This is a genomic window from Janthinobacterium sp. GW460-12-1-14-LB5 (genome assembly GCF_059423585.1).
In genome coordinates this window covers 1-1,350 of record NZ_JBWKYD010000066.1, presented here as the reverse complement: position 1 = coordinate 1,350, position 1,350 = coordinate 1, and the positions used below count along the sequence as shown (strand labels likewise).

The 1,350-nt window shown below is 69.0% G+C and carries 1 protein-coding gene; it reads right to left on the bottom strand.

Features of this window, described 5'->3' with window-relative positions:
• On the bottom strand, positions 1–1,350 hold a 1,350-nt coding region (locus tag AC07X6_RS28525), incomplete at both ends, for a beta strand repeat-containing protein (RefSeq protein ID WP_494793219.1).

Here is a 1,350-nt window from a genome sequence, read left to right as displayed (position 1 = left end):
GCTAAAATTCGAACCGGTGATGATGACGGAAGTACCGCCGCCCGTCGGGCCCGCAGTCGGCGAAATGCTGCTGACCGTTGGCGGCGCCACATACGTAAATTGGTCGGCCGCGCTGGTGGCGCTGGTGCCGCCCGTCGTGGTGACGCGCACGTCCACCGTGCCGGAACCGGCGGGCGCTGTCGCCGTGATCTGCGTGGTGCTGTTGACCGTAAAGCCGGTGGCCGCCGTGGCGCCGAAGGTCACCGCCGTTGTGCCGCCAAAATTCGAACCGGTGATGATGACGGAAGTACCGCCGCCCGTCGGCCCTGCAGTCGGCGAAATGCTGCTGACCGCCGGCGCCGCGACATACGTAAATTGATCGGCCGCGCCGGTGGCGCTGGTACCTCCAGCCGAGGTGACGCGCACGTCGACCGTGCCGGAACCGGCGGGCGCCGTCGCCGTGATCTGCGTGGCACTGTTGACCGTAAAGCCGGTGGCCGCCGTGGCGCCGAAGGTCACCGCCGTTGTACCGCTAAAATTCGAACCGGTGATGATGACGGAAGTACCGCCGCCCGTCGGGCCCGCAGTCGGCGAAATGCTGCTGACCGCCGGCGCCGCCACATACGTAAATTGGTCGGCCGCGCTGGTGGCACTGGTGCCGCCCGTCGTGGTGACGCGCACGTCCACCGTGCCGGTGCCGGCGGGGGCCGTCGCCGTGATCTGCGTGGCACTGTTGACCGTGTAGCCGGTGGCCGCCGTGGCGCCGAAGGTCACCGCCGTTGTGCCGCCAAAATTCGAACCGGTGATGATGACGGAAGTGCCGCCGCCCGTCGGCCCTGCAGTCGGCGAAATGCTGCTGACCGTTGGCGCCGCGACATACGTAAATTGATCGGCCGCGCTGGTGGCGCTGGTACCGCCCGTCGTGGTGACGCGCACGTCGACCGTCCCCGCGCCGGCTGGCGCCGTGGCCGTGATCTGCGTGGCGCCGTCGACCGTAAAGCCGCTCGCCGCCGTGGCGCCGAAGGTCACCGCCGTGGTGCCGCTAAAGCCCGTCCCCGTGATGGTGACCGTGGTGCCGCCGGTTGCCGGACCGGCAGTCGGCGAAATGCTCGTCACCGCCGGGGACGCCACAAAGGTGTACTGGTCCGCCGCGCTGGTGGCGCTGGTGCCGCCCGTCGTGGTGACGCGCACGTCCACCGTGCCGGTGCCGCTTGGCGCCGTCGCCGTGATCTGCGTGGCACTGTTGACCGTAAAGCCGGTGGCCGCCGTGGCGCCGAAGGTCACCGCCGTTGTACCGCTAAAATTCGAACCGGTGATGATGACGGAAGTACCGCCGCCCGTCGGGCCCGCAGTCGGCGAAATGCTGCTGAC